Origin of the sequence: Lentzea sp. HUAS12, assembly GCF_024125735.1 — a bacterium.
In the GTDB taxonomy this organism is placed as follows: Bacteria; Actinomycetota; Actinomycetes; order Mycobacteriales; family Pseudonocardiaceae; genus Lentzea; species Lentzea albida.
On record NZ_CP099738.1, the window covers coordinates 131,060 to 153,676 of the forward strand.

22 protein-coding genes are annotated in these 22,617 nt (G+C 70.4%); 13 read left to right on the forward strand and 9 right to left on the reverse strand.

Going from position 1 to position 22,617, the window contains the following annotated elements; genetic code table 11:
- Positions 1-63 precede the first annotated feature (63 nt).
- Positions 64-663: a TetR/AcrR family transcriptional regulator gene (locus tag ND450_RS00635; protein WP_253324208.1), complete on the forward strand. Its 600-nt coding sequence runs from the start codon at positions 64-66 to the stop codon at positions 661-663.
- Here ND450_RS00635 and ND450_RS00640 read toward each other — a convergent pair.
- The 3 genes from ND450_RS00640 to ND450_RS00650 are packed head-to-tail and all read right to left on the reverse strand — an operon-like array spanning position 633 to position 2,438.
- A complete protein-coding gene (locus ND450_RS00640; protein WP_253324209.1) occupies positions 633-1,358 on the reverse strand; it encodes an alpha/beta fold hydrolase in 726 nt (241 codons plus the stop codon). The genes ND450_RS00635 and ND450_RS00640 overlap by 31 nt on opposite strands.
- Complete coding sequence (locus tag ND450_RS00645) at positions 1,355-1,819, reverse strand: hypothetical protein (protein WP_253324210.1); 465 nt, start codon at positions 1,817-1,819, stop codon at positions 1,355-1,357. Before ND450_RS00645 ends, ND450_RS00640 begins: the two co-directional genes overlap by 4 nt.
- A 34-nt stretch (positions 1,820-1,853) precedes the next feature.
- Complete coding sequence (locus tag ND450_RS00650) at positions 1,854-2,438, reverse strand: TetR/AcrR family transcriptional regulator (RefSeq protein WP_253324211.1); 585 nt, start codon at positions 2,436-2,438, stop codon at positions 1,854-1,856.
- A 61-nt stretch (positions 2,439-2,499) separates the two neighbouring features.
- Here ND450_RS00650 and ND450_RS00655 point away from each other — a divergent pair, with 61 nt between their 5' ends.
- On the forward strand, positions 2,500-2,745 hold the full coding sequence (locus ND450_RS00655) for a hypothetical protein (RefSeq protein WP_253324212.1): 246 nt from the start codon (positions 2,500-2,502) through the stop codon (positions 2,743-2,745).
- 7 nt (positions 2,746-2,752) lie between these two features.
- On the opposite strand, the gene ND450_RS00660 is transcribed toward ND450_RS00655, so the two are convergent.
- Positions 2,753-4,375 (reverse strand): C39 family peptidase, encoded by a 1,623-nt coding sequence (locus ND450_RS00660; protein WP_253324213.1) that lies wholly within the window; start codon positions 4,373-4,375, stop codon positions 2,753-2,755.
- 63 nt (positions 4,376-4,438) lie between these two features.
- Between ND450_RS00660 and ND450_RS00665 the strand changes: the two genes are divergently transcribed.
- The 7 genes from ND450_RS00665 (at position 4,439) to ND450_RS00695 (ending at position 12,679) form a co-directional block, all read left to right on the forward strand.
- Positions 4,439-6,985, forward strand: coding sequence for a BTAD domain-containing putative transcriptional regulator (locus ND450_RS00665; protein WP_253324214.1), 2,547 nt, complete (start codon positions 4,439-4,441; stop codon positions 6,983-6,985).
- A gap of 24 nt (positions 6,986-7,009) precedes the next feature.
- A complete protein-coding gene (locus ND450_RS00670) occupies positions 7,010-7,918 on the forward strand; it encodes a LysR family transcriptional regulator (protein ID WP_253324215.1) in 909 nt (302 codons plus the stop codon).
- 114 nt (positions 7,919-8,032) lie between these two features.
- A complete protein-coding gene (locus ND450_RS00675; protein WP_253324216.1) occupies positions 8,033-9,181 on the forward strand; it encodes a CaiB/BaiF CoA-transferase family protein in 1,149 nt (382 codons plus the stop codon).
- A complete protein-coding gene (locus tag ND450_RS00680; RefSeq protein WP_253324217.1) occupies positions 9,178-9,921 on the forward strand; it encodes a crotonase/enoyl-CoA hydratase family protein in 744 nt (247 codons plus the stop codon). Before ND450_RS00675 ends, ND450_RS00680 begins: the two co-directional genes overlap by 4 nt.
- A 1-nt stretch (position 9,922) precedes the next feature.
- Positions 9,923-10,642, forward strand: a complete 720-nt coding sequence (locus tag ND450_RS00685) for an acetoacetate decarboxylase (protein ID WP_253324218.1) — start codon at positions 9,923-9,925, stop codon at positions 10,640-10,642.
- Positions 10,639-11,487 carry a 3-hydroxyacyl-CoA dehydrogenase NAD-binding domain-containing protein gene (locus tag ND450_RS00690; protein WP_253324219.1) on the forward strand — a complete coding sequence of 283 codons (849 nt, stop codon included), beginning with the start codon at positions 10,639-10,641 and terminating at the stop codon, positions 11,485-11,487. Before ND450_RS00685 ends, ND450_RS00690 begins: the two co-directional genes overlap by 4 nt.
- Position 11,488: 1 nt before the next feature.
- Entirely contained in the window at positions 11,489-12,679 is a 1,191-nt protein-coding gene (locus ND450_RS00695) for an acyl-CoA dehydrogenase family protein (RefSeq protein ID WP_253324220.1), read from the forward strand.
- A 7-nt stretch (positions 12,680-12,686) separates the two neighbouring features.
- On the opposite strand, the gene ND450_RS00700 is transcribed toward ND450_RS00695, so the two are convergent.
- Together ND450_RS00700 and ND450_RS00705 are read right to left on the reverse strand one after the other, a co-directional pair.
- Positions 12,687-13,085, reverse strand: a complete 399-nt coding sequence (locus ND450_RS00700) for a molybdopterin-binding protein (protein ID WP_253324221.1) — start codon at positions 13,083-13,085, stop codon at positions 12,687-12,689.
- Between the two features lie 30 nt (positions 13,086-13,115).
- Positions 13,116-14,081: an aldo/keto reductase gene (locus ND450_RS00705; RefSeq protein ID WP_305885199.1), complete on the reverse strand. Its 966-nt coding sequence runs from the start codon at positions 14,079-14,081 to the stop codon at positions 13,116-13,118.
- Positions 14,082-14,258: 177 nt separating this feature from the next.
- Here ND450_RS00705 and ND450_RS00710 point away from each other — a divergent pair, with 177 nt between their 5' ends.
- On the forward strand, positions 14,259-15,167 hold the full coding sequence (locus tag ND450_RS00710; protein ID WP_253324222.1) for a class 1 isoprenoid biosynthesis enzyme: 909 nt from the start codon (positions 14,259-14,261) through the stop codon (positions 15,165-15,167).
- Here ND450_RS00710 and ND450_RS00715 read toward each other — a convergent pair.
- A complete protein-coding gene (locus tag ND450_RS00715) occupies positions 15,107-16,012 on the reverse strand; it encodes an NADP-dependent oxidoreductase (RefSeq protein ID WP_253324223.1) in 906 nt (301 codons plus the stop codon). The two genes, ND450_RS00710 and ND450_RS00715, sit on opposite strands and share 61 nt — an antisense overlap.
- Before the next feature lie 135 nt (positions 16,013-16,147).
- Between ND450_RS00715 and ND450_RS45835 the strand changes: the two genes are divergently transcribed.
- The 3 genes from ND450_RS45835 (at position 16,148) to ND450_RS00730 (ending at position 21,489) form a co-directional block, all read left to right on the forward strand.
- Complete coding sequence (locus ND450_RS45835; protein WP_305885200.1) at positions 16,148-17,398, forward strand: LuxR C-terminal-related transcriptional regulator; 1,251 nt, start codon at positions 16,148-16,150, stop codon at positions 17,396-17,398.
- Between the two features lie 205 nt (positions 17,399-17,603).
- Positions 17,604-20,822, forward strand: a complete 3,219-nt coding sequence (icmF, locus tag ND450_RS00725) for a fused isobutyryl-CoA mutase/GTPase IcmF (RefSeq protein WP_253324224.1) — start codon at positions 17,604-17,606, stop codon at positions 20,820-20,822.
- A gap of 139 nt (positions 20,823-20,961) precedes the next feature.
- The gene (locus tag ND450_RS00730; protein WP_253324225.1) at positions 20,962-21,489 is read left to right on the forward strand and encodes a hypothetical protein; all 528 of its coding nucleotides are present in this window, start codon (positions 20,962-20,964) and stop codon (positions 21,487-21,489) included.
- Here the strand turns inward: ND450_RS00730 and ND450_RS00735 are convergent.
- Together ND450_RS00735 and ND450_RS00740 are read right to left on the reverse strand one after the other, a co-directional pair.
- Positions 21,486-22,166 carry an MOSC domain-containing protein gene (locus ND450_RS00735; protein WP_253324226.1) on the reverse strand — a complete coding sequence of 227 codons (681 nt, stop codon included), beginning with the start codon at positions 22,164-22,166 and terminating at the stop codon, positions 21,486-21,488. The genes ND450_RS00730 and ND450_RS00735 overlap by 4 nt on opposite strands.
- Before the next feature lie 4 nt (positions 22,167-22,170).
- Positions 22,171-22,605 (reverse strand): nuclear transport factor 2 family protein, encoded by a 435-nt coding sequence (locus ND450_RS00740; RefSeq protein ID WP_089916524.1) that lies wholly within the window; start codon positions 22,603-22,605, stop codon positions 22,171-22,173.
- Positions 22,606-22,617: the final 12 nt, after the last annotated feature.

The window sequence follows — 22,617 nt, forward strand, 5'->3', positions numbered from 1 at the left end:
GGCTGCGACGCCGTGAATATAGCAACCGATCGGTCGGTAGCTAAAGAGACGTAAACTACAGGGATGAGCCCGCGCAGATCTGTCGCCGACACCCTCGAGACTCGGCAGCGCATCCTCGACCGCAGCCTCGCCATCGCCTCGGCGGAAGGGCTCGAGGGGCTCACGATCGGGCGGCTCGCCGCGGAGCTCGGGATGAGCAAGGCCGGGTTGCTCGGGCACTTCGGCACCAAGGAGGCCCTGCAGCTCGCGGTGGTCGACCAGGCTGCGGAGGTCTTCCTGCGCGAGGTGCCGCGCAAGGTGAAGCAGATGCCGTCGGGGCTGCCGCGCCTGATCGACGTCTGCGAGGCGTGGGTGTCCTACCTCGAACGCGAGGTGCTGCCCGGCGGGTGCTTCTTCACCGCCGCCACGGCCGAGTTCGACGGCCGCAGCGGGCGGGTGCGGGACGCGCTGGCGGGCATGAACGCGTTGTGGCGCCGGGACCTGCGCATCCACATCCGGCGCGCGGTGAGCGACGGCGACCTCAAGCCGGACACCGACGTCGAGCAGCTGATCTACGAGATCCTCGGCGTCATGCTGGCGCTCAACCACTTCCTGCAGCTGGAGCACGACGAGGCGGCGCCGCGCCGGGCACGTCAGGCGCTGAAGCGACTGCTCACGAAGTGATTCACGGCCGCCGCGACCTCCGCCGGCCGTTCAGCGACCATGCCGTGCGACGCGTCGATCTCGTGCACCTCGACGTTCGGGGGCAGGTCGCGGCGCAGACCGGCGCGGTGGGCGTCGAAGAGCGGCGCGAGGTCCGGTGGCACCGGCAGGTTTCGCGTGGCGAGCACCAGCAGGAACGGCACGGTCACCTTCGTGAAGACCGGGAGCGCGTCGAGGAGCTCCGGTGAGGTCCGCAGCACCGAGAGGATCTCGCTGGACGGACGGGTGATCGTCTCCAGCTGCGCGTCGAAGATCGCGTTCAACCTGGCCAGGCCCTCGACCACCTCCTCTTCGGGCAGACCCGGGTAATTGGTTGGATGCGTTGTGGCGGAACGGTGTCCGTCCAGGCTGACGGCCGCTGGGCAGTCCGGGTGCCGCAACGCCCACAGGCCGGCGATCACGCCGCCCAGCGAGTGGCCGACGACCACCGGGTTGCCGAGTCCGAACTGGACGGTCGCGTCCTCGAGGTCGTCGAGCACCGCGTCCCAGTCCCAGGGGCCGTCGGGCGAATCGCCGTGCCCGCGCAGGTCGACGGCCACGGCGCGTCCGTCCAGTTGCGGCGCAAGCGTTTCCCACGCCGTCCGGTCGCCGCCCAGGCCGTGCAGGAGCAGGAACGGCCGTCCGTCGCCGCCGAAATCGGTCGCCGCCAACCTCACTGGTCTCTCCTCAGGCTCAGTCGTGCGCGGATCGAGTCGACGGTCACGCCGCCCTCGGGGTGCCGCAGCAACTTGGCGCGGTTCACGAGGTCGTGCACGCCCTGGCGGGTGATGCCGAGCATCGCGCCCGCCACCCCCAGCGACACGTGGTCCTTGCTCGGGTGGCCGGCGCGGCGCGCGGTGACCCGCCCGAGCGGTGTCGCCCACCAGCTCTCGGGCGGGTCGAACGGCGTGTCACCGGGGTGGAGCACGGACAGCAGGCGGGCGGTGACCTGCCGGGCCAGCGCGTCGTCCGGTCCGAGCAGCTGGGCCGCCCACATGTCGGCGTCGGCGCGGACCGACGACCGCAGGTCGGCCAGGCTGGCCTGCGGCAGCAGGATCTCCAGCGGGTCGAGCAGGCGGCTCGTCACGAGCCGGATCAGGTCGTTCCGCAGGTCCACGTGTTCGGAGAGGGTCGACACTTGACAGACGATATCAAGTACTTGACGGTCAGCGTCAAGTAGTTCGGAGCATCGTCCCCAATACCTGGGCGAGAACGTCCGCCCCCGGCTCCCGCAGGACGGCCTGACGCAGGGCCAGTCCGATCCCCAGCGCTCCGATCACGACGACGATCTGGTCGACGGGCAGCACCGGGTCGAGTCCGAGTCGCTCGAACTGCTCGGCGAGCAGGGCGACGACCTGGGTGTCGTGCCGCTGCTGGAGTGCGGCCACCTGCGCCGCGACCCCGGGTTGCTGGGCCGTGGCGGCGAGCACCTCGGCCGTCACGGCGGTCCACTTCGCCGCCTCGTCGTGGGCGACACCGCTGAGCACCGCGATCAGCTCGTCGCGGTCGCCCGTCTGGCCGAGGGCCTGCCGCAGGCCGTCGAGGTGGGTTCCCGCGTCGGCCTCGACGATCGCCAGCCACAGCCCCTCCTTGCCGCCGAAGTGCTTGTAGACGGCGCCTCGGGTGTAGCCGGCCTCGGCGGCGATCTCCTCGACCGCCGCTGCGAGGAAACCCTTGCGCAGGAACACCTGCCGCCCGGCGCGCAGCAGGTGTTCGTGCGTGCGTGCTTGCTGTTCGACCCTCGTGAGCCTGGCCATCACTCGCCCATTCAGTAACACCGTGTTTCTGGAAACGTCGTGTCACTGCACAGTCGGGCGCATGGACCTCCTCCTCGGCGTGGCCGCGTTCCTGAGCCTGCCGCTGACCCTCGCGGGGTTCACGTGGTACGCCCTGCGGGCCCGCCGGACCGGCAGTGGTCAGTCGCTCATGGCGCCGTTCGAGGAGATCTGGGATCCCGTCGCCCACCGGACGAACGTCGAGGTCCACGCCGAGGCGCAGCGCTCCCCGGAGACCCCCGCGCCGGGCGATCCGCTCGACGACCAGGTCCCCGGGGCCCGCCGGTAGGAGGTCGTCAGGCCGCCCACATCTGCACCGGCGCGATGTAGTTCCAGCTGTACAACTGGTTCGCCCCGTCGTAGCTGCCGTCCGTGCCCGCGCCATAGGTGTCGTGGACGTAGAACTGTCCGTTGTCGTGGTACCCGATCACCACGGACAGGTGCCCGGCCGTCGAGCCCCACGTGCCGCTCATGATCACGAACTTGCCCTGGTCGAGGAACGCGCGGACCTGCGCCGGCGTGAAGTTGCCCTGCTGCACCGCGGCGCCGTTGCGCGCCAGGAAGTCGCGCTCCGACTCCCACGAGGCGCAGGGGCGGGCCGGGTTGCCGCCGCAGTAGTAGCCGGTGATCCAGCCGTGCGCGCCCTTCCAGCTGCCGGTGCGGCCCCAGTCGGCCATCGTGCGGTTGAAGGTGGTGCCGCGGTTGGAGAACTCGTCGGTGATGTAGCGGCCCCACTTCGAGTAGTGCGAGAACGGTTGGGAGACCTGCACGCCGAACTCGGTGGGCAGCTGGTAGGTGACGAGGTCGATCACGGCGCTGGTCGGGCCGCAGGACGAGTTGCCGTTGAAGTCGTTGCGCGTGTCCCACAGCTGGTGGACGTACTCGGCGCGGTTCAGCCGGCCCATCGTCGTGACCTCACCGTCGAGCGCGGCCGCTCGAAGCCCGGACGCCTTCACGTAGCCGCGGGCAGGGCTGCCGATCACGGCCTCGGTGCCGTCGAAACCGGTCAGCGCGTGCGTGAACGACAGGCCCTCGACGACCCGCGAGGCCTTGCCCGAGGCCAGTTCCTGGACGTAGACGCCGTTGAAGGCCGCGAACTGGTCGGGGCCGAGCGCCTTGTCGGTCACGCATCCCATCACCTCGTACGCGACGCGCGTGCCGTCGTTGCTCCACACCGCGCCGCGGTAGTGGTGCCGGGTCTGGCCGACCAACGAGCGGATCTCGCCGTGTTCCGACGCGAGGCCCAGCCACTGCGGCTCGGTGCCGCCGCAGCGGTAGATCTCGTTGTGCTTGACGAAGCTGACGTGCCGCTCGCCCCGGACGTCGACGAGTTTGAAGTCGCGGTACAGCGCGGACGAGTCGGACGTGATCAACGGCTTGGCGGCGCCGGACTTCAGGTCGAACCGCACCAGCGAGCCCACGAACGTGCTGTCGTCGGCGACGTCCGGGTGCTGCACGGCGAGGAGCCCGGTGCCGTCGGAGGTGAAGCCGAGCAACTCGGGCGCGCGGCCCTTGAGCGTGCCGACAGAGGCGCCGTCGACCACGACGTTCTCGCCGTCGGCGTAGGCCAGCGAGGAGCCGTGGAACACGGCCGACGTGATCTTTCCGCGGGCCACGAATCGGGACTTGCCATAGCGGTCGACGGTGTGCAGCGCACCGCCGCTCGTGCCGTCGAAGTCGGAGATCACGGCGGCCAGCGCGCCATCGGCGGAAGACGTGGACTTGATGGTGTAGGCGGGATCGCTGACGGGGAAGGTGGCTCTCTTCACACCGCCGACGACCACGTCGTAGCCGTTGGCCGACTTCACGGCGTGCGACTGCGACGGGCTGGAGGAGTAGGGCTCGACTGCCTGGGCGGGGGACACGGCGGCAGCCAGGGTGCCTAGTGCCACCACCAGTGCCAGTGGGGTTCTCGTCATGGACCAAACGTCGTGGCGCGTGGCATGTGTCCGGTATGTGGATGGTGGTTACGATCGGGAGTTGTGGAGTTCCGGGTGCTCGGGCCGGTCGAGTGTTACGCCGATGACGGCGTGCGGCTGGGCCTTGGGCCGCCCAAACAACGAGCGGTGCTCGCGTTGCTCCTCGCGCAGGCGGGCCGGGTGCTGTCGGTCGACCGCCTGATCAGCGTGCTGTGGGACGACGCCCCGCCCAAGACGGCGCTGAAGAACCTCCAGGTCTACGTCTACCAGCTGCGCAAGGTCGTCGGCTCGCGACTGCTCTCGCGGGCACCGGGGTACCTGATGTCGGTCGACCCGGCGGAGCTCGACCTCACCCGGTTCACCGACCTGCTCGCCGTCGCCCGCCGGGAACGCACGCCGCAGAGCTACCGGGAGGCGCTCGCGTTGTGGCGCGGGCCCGCTCTCGCGGACCTGGCGGCGTCCGGGCTGTTGCGCGGGGTCGTGGCCCAGCTGGAGGAACTGCGGCTGGCCGCGCGGGTCGAGTGCGCGGAGGCGGAGCTCGACCTCGGCCGGCACGTAGAGGTCGTCGCGGACCTGGGCGAGTGGGTGCGCGAGCACCCGTTGAACGAACGCCTGCGCGAGCAGCAGATGGTAGCGCTGCACCGCGCGGGCAGGCCGGCCGAGGCGCTGGCCGCCTACCAGGAGTGCCGCCGGGTGCTGATGGACGAGCTCGGCGTCGAGCCGGGGGAGTCGTTGCGGCGCCTGCAGGCCGAGGTCCTGCGCGCGAAACCCGTTGGCGCGGCGGCGATCCGGCAGTTGCCGCCGGACGTCGTCACCTTCGCCGGACGGGCTCGCGAGCTGAACCTGCTCCGGGCGCGGCTGCGGCAGGACAGGGTCGCGGTGTGCGTGATCACCGGGCAGGCGGGCATCGGCAAGTCGGCGCTCGCGGTGCGGGCCGCGCACGAGATCGCGTCGCGGTTCCCGGACGGCCAGCTCTACGCCGACCTCTCCGACGGCGCCTCCGAGCGGGTGCTGAGCCAGTTCCTGCGCGCCCTCGGCGAACGGCCCGGTGACGAGGAGGCCCTGCGCTACCGCTCGCTCACCGCGTCGCGCCGGCTGCTCGTGGTGCTGGACAACGTCGCCACCGCGGGCCAGGTCAAACGCCTGCTGCCGACCGGTCCCGGCTCGGCCGTGCTGATCACCTCCCGCCGCCCGCTGACCGAGCTGGCCGGTGCCTCGTACGTCAAACTCGGCGCGCTGCCCCTGGACGACGCCTCCCGGCTGCTGGAGGGCGTCGCCGGCGAGGTGCGGGACGCCGCGGACCTGGTGCGCTGGTGCGGCGGCCTGCCGCTGGCGTTGCGCATCGCGGGCGCGCGGCTGGCCGCCCGTCCACAGTGGACCGCACCGCTGCTCGCCGCGCGCCTGGCGGACGAGACGCGCCGGCTCGACGAGCTCAGGCTCGGTGACGTCGCGGTCCGCTCGGCCTTCGAGGTCAGCTACGCCGAGCTGGGATCTCCCGACGTGGCAAGGGTGTTCCGCCTGCTGGGGCTCCTCGACGGCCCCGATTTCGCGGTCGCGGCGGCACGGGCGCTGACCGACGTGCCGGACGTGGAGGAGCTGCTCGCCGAACTGGCCGACGCGCACCTGGTCGAGGAACCGGTGCCCGGCCGGTTCGCGTTGCACGACCTGCTGCGCCTCTTCGCCCGCGAACGGTGCCGCGCCTGCGAGTCGCCGGAAGAACGGTCGCTGGCACTCGAACGCCTGCACAAGCACTACCTGGAGGCGTTGGCGGACAACCCGACCGACCTCTGGCTCGCCGAGGAGCGCGACAACCTGATCGCCGCCGCGCACCAGGCCTCCCCGGCCGACGCCATCGCCTTCGCCACCGGCCTGTCGTGGTACTTCCGCCGCCGCTCCGAGGTGGCGGACTGGGCCGCGCTGAACGCGCTGGCGCTGGAGGCCGCGCGGTCTTTGGGCGACGTGCGCGCGGAAGCGTTGGCGTTGAAGGAACTCGGCGCCGCCTGCGAGCGCGGCTTCAGGTTCGCCGAGGCCCAGCGGCACTGGACGGCGGCCCTGGCCCTGGCCCGGCAGTTGCACGACCGCCGGCTGGAAGCCGTGACGCTCAACAACCTCGGCATCACCCACTGGCGCCGCCGCGACCTGCCCGCCGCTCTGGGGTCGTTGCGGGAGTCGCTCGCGTTGCGCGAGGAACTGGACGACTCGCAGGGCGCGGCCTACGTGCGCACGAACCTGGGCCTGGTGCACGCGGCTCTCGGCGACCTCCCGGCCGCGCTGGCGTGCTACGAGGAGACGCTCGTGACGCTGCGGGCGTGCGGCGACAGGTCGGGCGAGCTGCACGCGCTCGCGAACATGGCCGACGCCCACCGCCAGCTCGGGTCCCTCGACCAGGCGCTGGACCTGGCGGACGAGGCGCTGCGGCTCGCGCGGTCGGTGGGGGACCGGCAGATCGAGGCGGGCGTGCTGCTCGACCGGGGCATCGTGCACGAACTCGCCGGGCGGGCGGAGCAGGCGCGCGCCTCGTACGGCGAGGCGGTGGAGTTGTCGCGGCGCATCGGGTTCCGGTGGGGCGAGGCGGAGGCGGCGCGGAAACTGGCCGCGCTGGACGGCTGATCCGAACGGCCTAGTCTGGATCACGTGGAACTGCTGCACCTCAGGTACTTCGTGGCGGTCGCCGAGGAGCTGAACTTCTCGGCGGCGGCGCGGAAGCTGCACATGGCCGCGTCGCCGTTGAGCCAGCGGGTCAAGGACCTGGAACACGAGCTGGGGCGGCGGCTGTTCGACCGCAGCACCCACCACGTGGCGCTGACGGACGCGGGCGCCGCCCTGCTGCCGATCGCGCGGGACGTGCTCGACCGGGTCGGGTCCATCCGGTGGCGGCTCGACCAGGCCACGGGACCGGACCGCGTCACGGTGCTGGTCGGCATGCCGGCGGGGGTCCACCCGGCGCTGCGGGAGCGGCTGACCGCGCTGGCCGAGCGCGTCGCCGGGCGGTTCGAGGTCAAGAGGTGGCCGGGGACGACCTCGGACCTCGTCGCGGCGGTGAAGGACGGCAGGCTCGCACTCGCGTTGGCGCGGCTGCCCGTGCAGGAGGCCTCTCTCGACGTCCTGCACGTGATGACCGAACGCCTCGGCGCCGTCGTGCCCGCCGACCAGTTCGCGGGACGTGATTCGGTCAAATTGGCTGATCTAACCGAACTCGCGTACGCGAAGTCGCCGGAAGAAATCATGCCCGCGTATTTCGACCAGCTCGACCGGCAACTGCACGAACTGGGCATCAAAAAGCGCATCCAGCTGAGCAACACCGGCTACCAGGGCACCTCGGAGATCGTGTCGAGCGGCCTCGGGTTCTCCGTCTCGATGCTCGACGAGGACAGCGCGATGAGCGGATACCGCCTGGACAACATGGCGGTGCTGCCGTTCGAGGACTTCCGTGCGCAACTCGACACCGGACTGCTGTGGCGGCACGACCGGGGCTCCGGAGGCGACCTGGACGACCTCGTCGACACCGCGAAAGAAATCTTCGCCGAACCGATCGTCAAATGAACAATGGTGTGACCGCTGTGGTCATACCATTGTTCGTGACATGATCGTTCCCTTTCTCGCCGTTCCTCACTAACTTCGGAGGTGCAGGAACGAACAGGTGCGAAAGGACGAACGATGAAGGACATCACCGCCGGTCCGCTGGACGGCGTGCGGGTGATCGACCTCTCGACCGTGGTGATGGGCCCGTACGCGGCCCAGATCCTCGGAGACCTCGGCGCCGACGTGATCAAGATCGAGTCGCCTGTGGACACCGTCCGCAACGGCCGCTACCGCACCACGCCGGGCATGACCCCGTTGAGCCTCAACGTCAACCGCAACAAGCGCAGCGTCGCCCTCAACCTCAAGGACGAGGGCGACCGCGAGAAGGCCCTCGAACTGATCGACACGGCCGACGTGCTGATCACCAACATGCGTCCCGGCGCCCTGAGCAGGCTCGGCATGGACTACGCCGACGTCGCCGAGCGCAACCCCGGTCTGGTCTACGCCCACGCCCAGGGCTTCCGCGGCGACTCCGACCGCGCCGGCACCGCCGCCTACGACGAGACGATCCAGGGCGCGTCCGGTCTGGTCGACATCGCGAACCGGGCCCTCGGCCGGCCCGTCTACCTCCCGACGATCCTCGGCGACAAGGTCTCGTCGCTGACCATCGCCTACAGCGTGCTGGCCGCGCTGGTGCACCGCGACCGCACCGGGCAGGGCCAGCGCGTCGAGATCCCGATGGCGGACACGATGATCGCGTTCAACCTGGTCGAGCACCTCTCCGGCCACGCGTTCGTGCCGGAGGAGGGGCCGACGGGCTTCAACCTGTCGATGGCCAAGGGCCACCACGCCGTGCACACCAAGGACGGGCTCGCGTGCGTCGTGCCCTACAACCCGCAGAACTTCCGCGACTTCTTCGCCGCGGCGGGCCGTCCCGACCTCGTCGAGGACCCGCGCGTCGCCGGTGAGCGGATCGATCCCGGCGACAGCGACGACCTGATGGGCCTCGTCGACGCGTGTGCCCCGGCGCTGACCAGCGAGGACTGGGCCGAGGTGTGCGCGAAGCACAGCATCCCGTTCGGGCCGGTGCTGGAGCTGGACAAGGCGCACGAGGACCCCTACGTCCGCGACGGCCACCTGCTCGACGAGGTGCGGCACCCGACCGAGGGCACGATCCGTTCCATCGGGATCCCGGTGAAGTTCTCCGCGACGCCCGCCACCGTCCGCCGCCTGGCCCCGCTGCCCGGCGCCGACACCGCCGAGGTCCTGGAGGAGCTGTCATGAGCGAGGTCCGCACCGAACGCGCCGGTTCGGCGCTGCTGATCACGATCGACCGCCCGGAGGCCCGCAACGCCGTCGACGCGGCCGTCGCGACCCGGCTCTCCGCCGCGCTGGACGAGCTGGAGGCCACGCCGGAACTGCGCGTGGGCGTGCTCACCGGTGCCGGTGGGGCGTTCAGCGCCGGCATGGACCTCAAGGCCGCGCTGAAGGGCGAGTCGCCGGTGGTCGGCGACCGGGGGCTCGGCGGGCTCACCGAGGCCGAGCTGACCAAGCCGTTGATCGCCGCCGTCGAGGGCTTCGCCCTGGGAGGCGGGTTCGAGCTGGCACTGGCCTGCGACCTGGTCGTCGCCGCCGAGGGCGCCAGGTTCGGACTGCCCGAGGTGAAGCGCGGCCTGATCGCCGCCGCCGGGGGAGTCGTCCGCCTGCCGCAGCGCATCCCGCACCACCTCGCGATGGAGATTCTGCTGACCGGCGAGCCGATCGACGGCGCCCGCGCGGGTGCGCTGGGCATCGCCAACCGGGTCGTGCCGAACGGCGAGACCGTCGCGACCGCGCTGCAGCTCGCGGAGCAGATCGCCCTGAACGCACCGCTGGCGCTCGCCGCCGTGAAGGCCGTCGTGCGTTCCCAGGACCCCTGGGCCGCGCAACGGGCCGAGAGCGCCCGCCTGATGACCACCGCTGACGTCCGCGAGGGCATGACCGCCTTCGCCGAGCGCCGCGCTCCACAGTGGACAGGACAGTGACATGCTGGGCACCACACCCCTCACCGCACCCGCGTTTCCCGCCGTGCGACCGCGGTTCTTCGACCGCGAGTACCTGAACATCGTCTACCGCACCGATCCCGAGGCGCTGCGGGCCGTCGTCCCCGCGCCGCTCGAGATCGACGAGCCGCTCGTCCGGTTCGAGGTCATGAAGATGAACGACGTCACCGGCTACGGCCCGTACACCGAGGCCGGCCAGGCGATCCCGGTCGTCTTCGCCGGCGAACGCGGCGAGTACCTGCACGCGATGTACCTGGACAGCTTCGCCGCCACGGCGTCCGGCCGCGAGGTCAGCGCCTACCCGAAGGTCATGGGCTCGCCGAGGCTCTACGCCGACAACGGCGCCCTGGTCGGCACCCTCGACTACGGCACCGTTCGGGTGGCGACGGCCACGATGGGTTACAAGCAGTACGAACTGGACACCCGTCAGGCTGAGGCGGAGATCACGGTTCCAACCTTCATGCTGAAGACAATCCCAGACTATGACGGTTCGCCGCGGGTGCAGGAGCTCGTGCGCACGGAGATCACCGACGTCGTGGTCAAGGCCGCCTACACCGGCCCCGCGCGCCTGCAGCTGTTCCAGCACGTCCTCGCGCCGCTCGCCGACCTCCCCGTGCTGGAGGTCGTCTCCGCCAGCCACGTCATCACCGACCTGACGCTCGCTCCCGCCAAGCCGGTTCACAACTACTTGGAGGAAGCATGAACCCCGAGAACGGGTCCAGGACAGTCGCAGTCGTCGGAGCAGGGGTGATCGGCCTGTCGTGGGCCCGCCTGTTCGCCGGGCACGGCCTGACCGTGCGCGTCGTGGACCCCCGTCCCGATCTGGTGGTCCCCGACGGCGTGGAGATCGCCGCCAGCGTCGCCGAAGCCGTGCGGGACGCCGACTTCGTGCAGGAGAACGGCCCGGAGGACCTGGAGTTCAAGAAGACCCTGTTCGCCGAGCTGGTCCGGGAGGCACCGGAGCACGCCCTGCTGCTCAGCTCGTCGTCCGCGATCCCGTCGACCGCGTTCACGAAGGGCATCGACGGCTCGCGCGTCCTGATCGGACACCCGTTCAACCCGCCGCACGTGATCCCGCTGGTCGAGGTCGTGCCGGGGGAGCAGACGAGCGAGGAGTCCGTCACGAAGGCCGTCGAGTTCTACCGCTCGCTCGGCCGCACGCCGGTCGTCGAGCGCAAGGAGATCGCCGGCTTCGTCGGCAACCGCCTGCAGGCCGCGCTCTCCCGCGAAGCCGCCTACCTCGTGGAGCAGGGCGTCGTCACGCCGCAGGACCTCGACGCGGTCGTCACGAACTCGCTCGGCATCCGCTGGGCGACGGTCGGGCCGTTCCTCGGCGCGCACCTGGGCGGTGGCCCCGGCGGCTACCGGCACCTCGCCGAGCACATCGGCAAGTCCATGCGGGGTGTGGACCTGGGCACCCCGTCACAAGATCCAGAACGGCTCATCAAGGCCGTGGAAGACGCTTACGGCTCCTCCACGTACCCGGCTCTGGCCGAGACGCGCGACCGCAGGCAACTCGCCGTTCTGACGGCATTGGAGGAGAACTGACATGGACCGCCTGGAAGACCAGCTGACCGCCGACTTCTACGACTACGAGGCGCTGCTGAGCGACGAGGAGCGCAAGATCCTGCTCGGTGCCCGCGAGTTCATGACCACCGAGATCAAGCCGATGGTCAACGAGTACTGGGGCCGGGGCGAGTTCCCGCACGAGCTGATCGGCAAGTTCCGCGGCGCCGGCCTCACCGCGCTGTCGTACGAGGGCTACGGCGAGCACCCCGCCGCCGTCAGCAACCTGCTCACCGGCATGCTCGCGATGGAGATGACCCGCACCGACGCGTCGGTCGCGACCTTCTTCGGCGTCCACAACGGACTCGCGATGTACTCGATCTACTCGGGCGGCTCGCAGGAGCAGCGCGACCGCTGGCTGCCCGCCATGGCCGCGATGGACAAGATCGGCGCGTTCGCGATGACCGAACCGCTGGGCGGCTCGGACGTGGCGGGCGGCATGCGCACCACCGCGAAGCGCGAGGGCGACGCGTGGGTGCTCAACGGCGCCAAGAAGTGGATCGGCAACGCCACCTTCGCCGACTACGTGGTGGTGTGGGCGCGCGACCTCGACGACGACCAGGTCAAGGGTTTCGTCGTGGAGAAGGGCATGCCCGGCTTCGTCGCCGAGAAGATCGAGGGCAAGATCGCCTTCCGGATCGTCGAGAACGCCGAGATCACCCTCACCGACGTCCGCGTGCCCGAGGCGAACCGGCTGCAGAACATCAACTCGTTCCGCGACGTCGCGGAGATCCTGCGCGCCACCCGCGGCGGCGTCGCGTGGCAGGCGCTCGGCGTGATGATCGGCGCCTACGAACTGGCTCTGGACTACGCGAAGGAGCGCGAGCAGTTCGGCCGCCCGATCGCCCGTTTCCAGATGGTGCAGGACAAGCTGGTGCAGTCGCTCGGCAACATCACCGCGTCGTGGGGCATGCTCGTGCAGCTCGCCCGGCTGCAGGACGCGGGCATCTTCAAGGACGAGCACTCGTCGCTCGCGAAGGCGTTCGTGACCTCCCGCATGCGCGAGGTCGTCGCCTGGGCGCGGGAGATCTTCGGTGGCAACGGGATCGTGCTGGAGTACGACGTGGCCCGGTTCTTCGCCGACGCCGAGGCGATCTACTCGTTCGAAGGCACGCGCGAGATGAACACGCTGATCGTCGGCAAGGCGATCACCGGGCAGAGCGCCTTCGTCTAGGAACTCTCTAGGCCTCGGGGATCTCGACGACCACGTGCGTCGACTTGATCGAGGCCACGGCGACGCTGCCGACCTCCAGGCCGAGCTCGTCCGCGGACTCACGACTCATCAGGGACGTGACGCGGAAGGGCCCGGCCTGCATGTCGACCTGGGCCATGACGCCGTCCTTCACGACCCGCGTGACGATGCCCTTCATGCGGTTGCGCGCGGAGGCCGCCACCGTCGCGCCGGGCTCGGCCACGTCGGTCATCTTCTGCGCGAACGCGGCGAGCTCGGTGCCGCTGACGCCCTTGCGCCCGTTGTCGAGGACGACGGACGCGAGGCGGCCCTGGTCGATCCACCGGCGCAGGGTGTCGTCACTGACCCCGAGCAGCTCGGCGGCCTCGCTGATCCGCAAGTTCGGCACGAGCGGGAGTGTAGCTCCGCTTTTGCCGGATCAGGAGTGGCCGGCGATGCGGTGCGGCTCGTACCCGGACTCCAGCTGGCGCACCTCGTCGTCGGTGAGCTCGAAGTCGAGCGCGGCCAGGGCGTCGTCGAGCTGCGTGGGCTTGGTGACGCCGATGATCGGCGCCGTGACGACCGGGTTGCGCCGCAACCACGCCAGCGCCACCTGGGCCCGTGATACGCCCCGCGCGGAGGCGACGGCGGCGACCTGCTCGACGATCGCGCGGTCGGACTCCAGGTACAGGGTGGACCCGAACTCGTCGGTCTCGGTGCGTGCGGTCGTGGCGTCCCAGTCGCGGACGAGGCGGCCGCGCGCCAGCGGGCTCCACGGGATCACGGCGACGCCCTGGTCCGCGCAGAACGGCAGCATCTCGCGCTCCTCCTCGCGGTAGAGGAGGTTGTAGTGGTTCTGCATCGACACGAACTTCGTCCAACCGTTGGCCTTCTGAGTGAACAACGCCTTGGCGAACTGCCACGCGTACATGGACGACGCGCCGATGTAGCGGGCCTTGCCGGACTTCACGACGTCGTGCAGCGCTTCGAGCGTCTCCTCCAGCGGGACGGTGCTGTCGAAGCGGTGGATCTGGTACAGGTCCACGTACTCGGTGCCGAGCCGGCGCAGCGAGTCGTCGATCTCGGCGAGGATCGCCTTGCGCGACAGGCCGGCGCCGTTGGTGCCCTGGTGCATGCGGCCGTGGACCTTCGTCGCGAGGACGATCTCGTCGCGTCGCGCGAAGTCCTTCAACGCCCGGCCGGTGATCTCCTCGGAGGAGCCGTCGGAGTAGACGTTCGCGGTGTCGAAGAAGTTGATCCCGGCGTCGAGCGCGGCCTTGATGAAGGGCCGGGACTCCTCTTCGGGCAGGGACCACGAGTGGTTGCCCCGTTTCGGATCGCCGTAGCTCATCATGCCGAGACAGAGCTCGGAGACGTCCATGCCGGCGAGCTTGGTGTAGCGCACTGTCAGCCTCTCAGGGAAAGGACCATCACGGTCGGGTGATGGTGGCGACAACCCGTTCAACATCAACGTAGTCCGGCTCGCCGGATCGTGCCTGTGTTGAACACGACCGTGGCTAGCGGGCGGGATTGCCTGACCAGCGGGTTTAGCGTCGTTTTCCCGGGGTCTGAGAGGAAAGCCATGACGAGCACCGACCTGGTCGCACGGCCGCACGTGCTGAAGTGCGCCCGCACGGCCGTCGAACCGCTGCTGCGGGCCGCGCTGGAGGAGCTTCCGGGCGAAACGCGCGAAGTGGTCGAACACGGTCTCGCGCGCCAGGACTTCTCGACGGCCGCGTTCGTGCTGCTGTCCGCCGAGGCGTTCGGTGACGCGGACGTGGCTCCCGTCGCCCTCGCGATGGAGTTCGCGCACCTGCACGAACAGCTGCACGCGGACCTCGCGGTCCTCGGGAGCGCACGGCAGGCGTTCGGCGCGGACCGGGTCGTCTCGGCGGCCGACGCGCTGCTCTCACTGGCCTTCGCCCGGCTCACCAAGCCGGGCGTCATGATCCTCAACGTCGCGCTGATGTCCGTTGTGGACGGTTACGTCCAGGAGATCGGGATGGACGAACGCGACGACGCGGACATGTCCGAGTACCTCGGCGTGGCGGCGGCCAAGCACAGCTCGATCACCGCGGCGGCGTGCGAGCTCGGCGCGCTGGCGGCCGGGGCGAGCGCGAGCCAGGCGGGCCACCTCCGGCAGTTCGGCGACGACGTCGGCATGGCGCGCAAGCACGTGGACGACGCCCTGGCGCCGCACTCCGGCCGCCGCACGCTCCCGGTGGTGGCCGCGATGGTCGCCGGCATCACCGTCGCCGGCGGGCGGAAGTGGTGCGAGCAGCAGGCCGACCTCCTGCTCGCCCGCGCCCTGAACCACCTGCGGCAGTGCGGTCCGAGGGCGGGGGCGGCACAGGAGCTGACCGGGCTCGCCGGGGAGATCACGACGGCCAGGCGCGCGCCGGTCGTGCCCGCCCAGGCGAGCGCGGAGCCTCACTCCGAGGGCCGCAGCACGACCTTGCCCGCCGCGTGCCCGGTCGCGACCAGTTCCTGAGCCTTGGCCGCGTCGGCCAGCGGCAGGCTCTGCGCGATCCGCACGGTGAGCTTGCCGTCGACCACCTGCTGCGCGTACTCGCCGAGCCGCGAGCCGAACGGGGCGCCGCCACCGGAGAACGTGACGCCGAGGTCGGCGGCCGCGGGGTCGGCGATGGTGACGATCCGGCCGGTGCTGCCGACCAGTTCGATCGACACCGGCAGGTCGCCCTGGCCCGCCGCGTCGTACACGGCGCTGACGCCCTGCGGCGCGACGGCGCGGACCCGGTCGGCGAGGCCCTCGCCGTACGCGACGGGGGTGGCGCCGAGCGAGCGCAGGTAGTCGTGGTTGGCGGGGGAGGCGGTGCCGATGACCGTGGCACCCCTGGCCACCGCGAGCTGGACGCCGACGGCGCCGACGACCCCCGCCGCGCCGTGGACCAGCAGCGTGTCGCCCTCGCCGACCTCCAGCAGGTCGAGCACGCGGACCGACGTCTCGACCGCCGTCGGCAGCGCGACGGCGGTGTCCCAGTCGAGGTCGGCGGGCTTGAGGGCGAAGTTGCTCGACAGCGCGTACTCGGCGTACCCGCCGGTGGCGGGCCAGCCCAGCACCGCGTCACCGACCGAGACACCGGTGACGCCCTCGCCGACCTCGTCGACGATGCCCGCCACCTCCGCGCCGGGCGTGATCGGGAACGGCGGCGTCATGTGCGGCATCCAGCCGTTGCGGATCTTGTGGTCCAGCGGGTTGACCGCCGCGGCGACGACTTTCAACCGGACCTGTCCCTGGCCGGCGTGCGGCTCCTCGACGTCGCTCAGGCGCAGCACTTCGGGTCCGCCGAACTCGGTGTAGGTGATCGCCTTCATGTCTCACTCCTCCGTCGTTTGGTTGACATGTCAACTCTAGCGTCGGCTCGGTGGCGGGGTGTCCCGCACTTCGGCTAGTTCCGGCTGGCCTTTCGGCCAGGCGGGTGAGGTGGGGAGCTGACTACGCTGGGCTTCATGGACCTGCAGAAGGCCGCCCAGGTGATCTCGGCCCCGCTGAGCGAGACGTTGCCGCAGCTCTCCGCGGTCCTCGGTCCGGACATCCCGCACGGGGTGATCGCCGAGCTCTCGAACTGCTCGTTCGCGCCGTTCAAGTTCCGCGGCGAGTCGCCGTCGATCACGATCACCGACCTCGCCGCCCTGCGGTCCCGGGTGCCGGCGGAGGGGACGTGGCAGGGCCGGGCGCGCCTGGCAGGCGGTGCGGCCCCCGTGGTGGTGCTGATGAGCGCCGTCTCCGCGCCGAGCGCGATGCTCGTGCTGCTCAGGACCGACGACACGCCGGTGCCGTTAGAGGTTCTAACTTCCGCGAAGGCCCTGTGGGACGTCGTCACCGCGCACATGGAGGGCCTTCGCAACGAGGCCGTGCCCGCCACTCTCGCCGTGTCGCGCGCAGCGGCGGCGGCCCGCGCCGTGGCCATCTCCGACCTGAGCGACGCCTACGGCGCCTCTCTGAGTTCGATGCTCAGCGCCTTGCGCGACCGGGCCGTGGAGGACTCGGTGGCCCGTGCGCGCGCCGCCGACCTGGCCGTCACCGCGCTGGTCGAACTGCGGGCGCGGGCGGACCTGGACCGCGCCCAGACCGAGGAACGTGCGGGCGACGCGTTCGACCGGCTCGCCGAGTCGCTGCGCCGAGTCCTGCGAGGCCGCGACGTGCGGCTGGACCTCGGCACCCCCGGCGCCGAGGAGGGCGCGGAACGGGTCGTGCCGACCGAGATCACCTCCACGGCCGCCGCCGTCGTCCGCGCGACCGTGCACGCGATGCTCGACGACCAGGGAGGAGTCAGCCGCGTCCACATCGGCTGGAAGATCGCCGGGGTGGTGCTGCGCGCCACCGTGCGCGACGACGGCCCCGGCACCCTGTCCTGCGGCAGCCTCGACCAGCGTCGCGTCCCGGAACGCCTCGGCCCGATCGGCGGCAAGGTGGAGGTGGACGCCGTTCCCGGCTGGGGCGCGACCGTGACGATCGAGGTGCCGCTGGGACCGCCGGAGACACCGCGCGAGGACCCGCTCACCGTGCTGGGCGCGCGGGAGCTGGAGGTGCTGGGGCAGGTGGCCCGCGGCCGGCGCAACCGGGACATCGCCGGTGACCTGCACATCAGCGAGTCGACGGTGAAGTTCCACGTGGCGAAGATCCTGGAGAAGCTGGGCGTCGGGTCGCGGGGCGAGGCGGCGGCGCTGGCGCACGAGTGGGGCGCGACGGCGCGCTAGAGCCGGTGGCGGCGCGGGGTGCCGGAGACCTGAGCGTGGCGACGCGGTGACGAGCGGCGGCGTGTCTCTTTCGCTGCCTTGAACCCGCGCAGCGCTCCGCGAGCGAACCTGTGGCGGGCGGCGGAAGACTGGTCCTTCCTGCTCGATACAGAGACCTGGACCACCCTCGGTTGCACGTCCAATAGTAGGAAGTCAAACTATTCTCATGACGACGTCCTCCGCGCCCGCGTTGCACAAGCCGGTGAACCCGGTGCGCTTCGTGACCGCGTCCAGCCTCTTCGACGGGCACGACGCGGCCATCAACATCATGCGGCGCATCCTGCAGTCGCAGGGTGCGGAGGTGATCCACCTCGGCCACAACCGGTCGGTGTCGGAGGTCGTGGACGCGGCGATCCAGGAGGACGCGCAGGGCATCGCGATCAGCGCGTACCAGGGCGGGCACGTCGAGTACTTCTCGTACCTCGTCGAGCTGCTGGGCGAGCGCGGCGCCGGGCACATCCGCGTCTACGGCGGCGGTGGCGGCGTCATCGTGCCCGAGGAGATCGAGCTGCTGCACTCGCGCGGGGTCGCGCGGATCTTCTCGCCGCAGGACGGGCAGACGCTCGGCCTCGCCCGCATGATCAACCTGATGATCGAGGAGTGCGACCACGCGCTCACCGAGCCGTTCAGCCACGACGCGCTGCTGACGGGAGCCGACGAGGCCCTGGCGCGCGCGATCACGCACATCGAGGCCGGCACCGCCGAGCCACTGGAAACCACGCGCAAGGTGCCCGTTCTGGGCATCACGGGCACCGGTGGCTCGGGCAAGTCGTCGCTCACCGACGAACTGGTGCGCCGGTTCCGGCTCGACCAGCAGGACAAGCTGCGCATCGCCGTGCTCGCCGTCGACCCGACGCGCCGCCGTGGTGGTGGCGCGCTCCTCGGCGACCGCATCCGCATGAACTGCCTCGACGGCGACCGCGTGTTCTTCCGTTCGCTGGCCACGCGCCGTGCGGGCAGCGAGATCCCGGACGGCCTGGAGCAGGCCATCGTGGCGTGCAAGGCTTCTGGTGCGGACCTGGTCATCGTCGAGACGCCCGGTATCGGTCAGGGAGACGCGGCCATCGTGCCGTTCGTCGACTTCTCGCTGTACGTGATGACGCCGGAGTTCGGTGCCGCGTCACAGCTCGAGAAGATCGACATGCTCGACTACGCCGACGCCGTCGCCATCAACAAGTTCGAGCGCCGCGGCGCCGAGGACGCACGTCGTGACGTCGCACGGCAGATGGTGCGCAACCGCGAGGCGTTCGGCGCCAAGTGGGAGGACATGCCGGTCTACGGCACGTCCGCCGCGACGTTCAACGACGACGGCGTGACGGCGCTCTACCAGTTCCTGCGCGACGGCCTGGTGGAGCACGGTCTCGCGGTCGAGGAAGGCTCGCTCGCCGTCGTCGCGGGCAAGACTTCGACTTCGGCGTCCACGGTCGTGCCGGCGTCCCGTGCCCGCTACCTGTCCGACATCGCGGACACCGTGCGCGGCTACCACCGCAAGACCGACGAGCAGGTCGCCGCCGTCCGCGCGCACGGCCAGCTCTCCGGCGCGCAGAAGGCCCTCGAAGCCGCGGGCAAGGGCGTCTCGGACATCGCCGAGCTCGTGTCCGGCGCCGAGCGCAGGCTCGACCGCGACACCACCGACCTGTTGCGGTCGTGGCCCGCGACCGTCGAGCAGTACTCCGGCGACGAGCTCGTGTTCACGGTGCGGGACAAGGAGATCCGCACCCGTCTGACGCGGGAGACGTTGTCCGGCAACCAGGTCCGCCGGGTCAGCCTGCCGCGCTACGACGACGAGGGCTCGCTGCTGCGGTTCCTGCGCAAGGAGAACCTGCCGGGCTTCTTCCCCTACACCGCAGGCGTGTTCCCGTTCAAGCGCGAGGGCGAGGACCCGGCGCGCATGTTCGCGGGCGAGGGCGACGCCTTCCGCACCAACCGCCGCTTCAAGTACCTGTCGAAGGGCAACCCGGCCACCCGCCTGTCGACGGCGTTCGACTCGGTGACGCTCTACGGCCGCGACCCCGACACCCCGCCGGACGTCTACGGCAAGATCGGCACCTCCGGCGTCTCCATCGCGTCGCTGGACGACATGAAGGCCCTCTACGACGGCTTCGACCTCGTCGCGCCGACCACGTCCGTGTCGATGACGATCAACGGTCCGGCGCCGACGATCCTCGCGTACTTCCTCAACACCGTGATCGACCAGCAGGTCGCCGTCTTCACGGAGAAGGAGGGGCGCGAGCCGTCCGCGGAGGAGCACGCGAAGATCAAGGCGTTCGCGCTGGCCAACGTCCGCGGCACCGTGCAGGCCGACATCCTCAAGGAGGACCAGGGCCAGAACACCTGCATCTTCTCCACGGAGTTCTCGCTGCGCATGATGGCGGACATCCAGGAGTGGTTCATCCAGCAGCAGGTGCGCAACTTCTACTCGGTGTCGATCTCGGGCTACCACATCGCCGAGGCCGGGGCGAACCCCATCAGCCAGCTCGCCTTCACGCTCGCCAACGGCTTCACCTACGTCGAGTCGTACCTCGCGCGCGGCATGAACATCGACGACTTCGCGCCGAACCTGAGCTTCTTCTTCTCCAACGGCATGGACGCCGAGTACAGCGTCATCGGCCGCGTGGCGCGGAGGATCTGGGCCGTGGCCATGCGCGACCGCTACGGCGCCGCGGAGCGTTCGCAGAAGTTCAAGTACCACGTGCAGACCTCGGGCCGTTCGCTGCACGCGCAGGAGATGGACTTCAACGACATCCGCACGACCCTGCAGGCCCTCTGCGCTCTGTACGACAACTGCAACTCCTTGCACACCAACGCCTACGACGAGGCGATCACCACTCCCACGGAGTCGTCCGTCCGCCGCGCGATGGCCATCCAGATGATCATCAACAAGGAATGGGGCCTGTCGGCCAACGAGAACCCGCTGCAGGGCTCGTTCGTCATCGACGAGCTGACCGACCTCGTCGAAGAGGCCGTGCTGATGGAGTTCGACCGCATCTCCGAACGCGGCGGCGTGCTCGGCGCGATGGAGACCGGCTACCAGCGCGGCCGCATCCAGGACGAGTCGATGCTCTACGAACAGCGCAAGCACGACGGCTCGCTGCCGCTGGTCGGCGTCAACACCTTCCTGCCCGAGGACGGCACGCGCGAGGTCGTGAAGATCGAGCTCGCCCGCGCCACCGAGGAGGAGAAGGAGTCGCAGGTCGACCGCACGCGCGCCTACCAGGCCGCGCACCGCGACGAGGCCCAGAAGGCGCTCGCCCGGCTGCGCGAGGTCGCGCAGACGAACGAGAACGTGTTCGCGGTGCTGATGGACGCGGCGCGCGTGTGCACGCTCGGCCAGATCACGGAGGCGTTCTTCGAGGTGGGCGGGCAGTACCGGCGCAACATCTAGGCGTGCCGACCGCGTTGACACCTGTTCCGGTGCTCCGGCAGGCTTGAGCGCGTTGGCAGCGGGGGCTGCCGACGCACTCATGAACAGCCTGGGGGCTCTCATGCACATGCGTTCTGTTGTGCTGCGCCTAATCAGCTTGATGGCGATCGTCCTCGCGATCGGGACGACATCGGTACCGGCTGGTGCCACCCCGGACGTCCCTGCGCCTGAGCAGACCGCTCTGGCGACGCCGTCCCACTGGACGTACACGACCACCGAAGTCTGGTTGCGCCAGTGCGCGACCTTCAACTGCGGTTACCACGTCCTTCCCGCAGGCACCAATGTCCGGGTCTACTGCTACACCAGCAACGCGGGCCTCACTTGGAACGTCGCCAGGACGGAGGGGAACCTCGCCGGCCACCTGGACGCCACCGCCGTTGCCGTGCCCAACTGGTACCAGTCGTGTGACAACGCGGGCACGCAGTTGTGGAGGTCGCAGACCGAGCTGTGGGCCCACAGCTGCCCGGCGATGGCCTGCGGGTACGGCGTGGTGCCACCCGGTCATGACATCGCGGACCTGTCTGGTTCCACCGAGCCTTCCGAGGGCTACAGCTGGACGTTGATCATCGACCACGACAACGTGCACAAGAACCTGGTCGGCTGGGTGCACACCGAGGACATCGACTAAACGGCGTACGGCCGGCCGACGATCCACCCGCCCACGTGGCCGGGCAGCTCGTCGGTCGGCACCAGCTCCACGGTGTCGCCGACCTCGACCACCCCGGACCGGACCACCCAGCTGTCGAGGCACAGCACCCCGCCGAACTCGCGCCGGATCCGCCGGTGCACGTCCAGGTCCTGCGCGCCGGTGTCCGGGTCGATCGTCGTGACCACGCACCGGGCGCGCTTCTGGTACATCCCGATCACCACGTCGCCGACCACCAGCGCGTGCCCCGGCCAGGTGTCCTCCTCGCCGGCCTCGACGCCGCCGATGAGGATGTTCGGCCGCAGCCGCCGCACGTCCACGCCCGCCGCCTCGACCTGGCCGTCCGTGGCCACCAGGACGTTGAGCACGTCGAACCGCTCCGGGCCGGTGTAGCGGGTCAGCCTGCCGCCGAACGGGAGCACCTTCTCGTGCGCCTGCCAGCTGTCCCACGGGTGCCCGTCGACCAGCGGGCCGTCCGGGCCGGTGGAGGCGGGGATCGTGAGCAGTCCGTAGCGGGTGCGGCCGGTCAGCACGCCGCGCGGGCCCTGCACGTGCACCAGCCGGTCGCCCTCGACGCCGTCGTCCGTGAACGTCGCCTGCCGCAGTTCCTCGCCGCCCAGGGACTTCACCGGGTAGCGCCACAACGCCTTGACGTACATGTCGTCACACCGCCGGGATCTCGTCGGTGGAGTTCGGGTCCACGCGGCGGTCCGACTCGGCGATCCGCACGTCGTTGATGCTCGCCTCGCGCCTGCGCATCAGGCCCGACTCGGCGAACTCCCAGTTCTCGTTGCCGTAGCTGCGCCACCACTGGCCTTCGTCGTCGTGCCACTCGTACTGGAAGCGCACGGCGATGCGGTTGCCGCCGAACGCCCACAGCGACTTGCGCAGCACGTACTCGTGTTCGCGCTCCCACTTCCGCGTCAGGAACGCGACGATCTCGTCGGTGCCGGTGACGAACTCGGACCTGTTGCGCCACACCGAGTCCGGCGTGTAGGCGGCGGCGACGCGCACCGGGTCCCTGGAGTTCCAGGCGTCCTGCGCCGCCTGCACCTTGAGCCGGGCGGTCTCGGCGTCGAACGGGGGTACGAGCTTCACGGCTGTCCTTCC

What these genes read in the sequence shown, in the direction of transcription:
- ND450_RS00635 (WP_253324208.1), top strand. Translation starts at nt 64, where the DNA reads ATGAGCCCGCGCAGATCTGTCGCCGACACCCTCGAGACTCGGCAGCGC.
- ND450_RS00650 (WP_253324211.1), bottom strand. Translation starts at nt 2,438, where the DNA reads ATGGCCAGGCTCACGAGGGTCGAACAGCAAGCACGCACGCACGAACAC.
- ND450_RS00655 (WP_253324212.1), top strand. Translation starts at nt 2,500, where the DNA reads ATGGACCTCCTCCTCGGCGTGGCCGCGTTCCTGAGCCTGCCGCTGACC.
- ND450_RS00660 (WP_253324213.1), bottom strand. Translation starts at nt 4,375, where the DNA reads ATGACGAGAACCCCACTGGCACTGGTGGTGGCACTAGGCACCCTGGCT.
- ND450_RS00675 (WP_253324216.1), top strand. Translation starts at nt 8,033, where the DNA reads ATGAAGGACATCACCGCCGGTCCGCTGGACGGCGTGCGGGTGATCGAC.
- ND450_RS00680 (WP_253324217.1), top strand. Translation starts at nt 9,178, where the DNA reads ATGAGCGAGGTCCGCACCGAACGCGCCGGTTCGGCGCTGCTGATCACG.
- ND450_RS00685 (WP_253324218.1), top strand. Translation starts at nt 9,923, where the DNA reads ATGCTGGGCACCACACCCCTCACCGCACCCGCGTTTCCCGCCGTGCGA.
- ND450_RS00690 (WP_253324219.1), top strand. Translation starts at nt 10,639, where the DNA reads ATGAACCCCGAGAACGGGTCCAGGACAGTCGCAGTCGTCGGAGCAGGG.
- ND450_RS00695 (WP_253324220.1), top strand. Translation starts at nt 11,489, where the DNA reads ATGGACCGCCTGGAAGACCAGCTGACCGCCGACTTCTACGACTACGAG.
- ND450_RS00710 (WP_253324222.1), top strand. Translation starts at nt 14,259, where the DNA reads ATGACGAGCACCGACCTGGTCGCACGGCCGCACGTGCTGAAGTGCGCC.
- ND450_RS00715 (WP_253324223.1), bottom strand. Translation starts at nt 16,012, where the DNA reads ATGAAGGCGATCACCTACACCGAGTTCGGCGGACCCGAAGTGCTGCGC.
- ND450_RS45835 (WP_305885200.1), top strand. Translation starts at nt 16,148, where the DNA reads ATGGACCTGCAGAAGGCCGCCCAGGTGATCTCGGCCCCGCTGAGCGAG.
- icmF (WP_253324224.1), top strand. Translation starts at nt 17,604, where the DNA reads ATGACGACGTCCTCCGCGCCCGCGTTGCACAAGCCGGTGAACCCGGTG.
- ND450_RS00730 (WP_253324225.1), top strand. Translation starts at nt 20,962, where the DNA reads ATGGCGATCGTCCTCGCGATCGGGACGACATCGGTACCGGCTGGTGCC.
- ND450_RS00735 (WP_253324226.1), bottom strand. Translation starts at nt 22,166, where the DNA reads ATGTACGTCAAGGCGTTGTGGCGCTACCCGGTGAAGTCCCTGGGCGGC.